A 1,132-nucleotide genomic window follows, 5' to 3' on the forward strand; every position below is an offset into this window, starting at 1 on the left:
TGTAGCCGGGTGGACTCTAATTTGAAGTGCGAATGATCAACCAAATCAATCGCCTCTTCAAACGTGAGATATTACAATGGGACATCATTATCGTCACATCGACATGGCGGAGCGCCGTCAGATCATGAAGCTTCTGGAACGCAAGGTTCCGTTGCCGCAGATTGCAAAGATAATCGGACGCCATCACTCGACGATTTACCGTGAACTGCGGCGCAATTTCTTTCGCGACAAGTACCCGGAATATTCTGGCTGGTTTCCGTGGACAGCCAGCGAATTTGCCCGCAGGCGTCGCCGTAAACAGCGTAAGCTCGAACGAGATAGAACCCTTCGTGTCTATGTCATCGACAAGCTTCAGCAGCATTGGTCACCGGAGCAAATCGCTGGCCGCCTGAAACTTTATCCAACGCTTGAAGCCCAGAGCGGACGCGTGTGTTCCGAGACGATATATCGGTTCGTCTATGACCGCAGAAACCGTGACATGGCGCTATATATGCTTCTTGCCAAACGAAGACGCGCGCGGCGTGGATTGCATGGCCGAAAGCCGCGTGGCTCCCATATCCCCTTGTATTGCAACATAAATCAAAGACCTGAAAATATCGCTAATCGCGAGACTTTCGGCCACTGGGAGGCCGATCTCGTGATCTTCCGTCGTGAATACGGCAAGGCCAATGTTACCAGTCTGCTGGAGCGAAAGAGTCGCTACCACATCGTCATCCGCAACAAGGATCGTCACTCGGTAGGTGTGCTGGGTGCTATTGAGCAATCCTTGCGAGGCCTTCCGCCGCAGGGTCGACAGACCATCACTTTTGACCGCGGCACCGAATTTATGGCCTGGCGATACCTCCATCAAACGGTTGGCATCAAAAGCTACTTTTGCGACACGGCGTCACCTTATCAGAAAGGTTCTGTCGAGAATGCCAACGGTCGCCTCAGGCGCTACCTGCCGCTGGAAACCAACCTGGCCGTCGTCGAGGACGCGTCACTGTCCGAAATGGCTCGGCGGATGAACAATACGCCCCGCCAGTGTCTCGGCTACCGTACACCGAGCGAGGTGTTTCAGGCCGAACTGGCGCAGATACCCCTGCCCTGATAAACTAAATCGATCTTCGCACTTCAGTTAGAGATCACCCCG

At 53.9% G+C, this 1,132-nt stretch carries 1 protein-coding gene; it reads left to right on the forward strand.

Annotated elements, in window-relative coordinates:
• Nucleotides 1-76: 76 nt before the first annotated feature.
• Nucleotides 77-1,090 (forward strand): IS30 family transposase, encoded by a 1,014-nt coding sequence (locus tag AEYBE204_RS0120930; protein ID WP_031231681.1) that lies wholly within the window; start codon nt 77-79, stop codon nt 1,088-1,090.
• The last annotated feature ends 42 nt before the right edge of the window (nt 1,091-1,132 follow it).

Source organism: Asticcacaulis sp. YBE204 (assembly GCF_000495855.1).
In the GTDB taxonomy this organism is placed as follows: Bacteria; Pseudomonadota; Alphaproteobacteria; order Caulobacterales; family Caulobacteraceae; genus Asticcacaulis.

Bases quoted from the DNA above. Each gene is read 5' to 3' on its own strand.
- AEYBE204_RS0120930 (WP_031231681.1), top strand. From the start codon at position 77: ATGGGACATCATTATCGTCACATCGACATGGCGGAGCGCCGTCAGATC.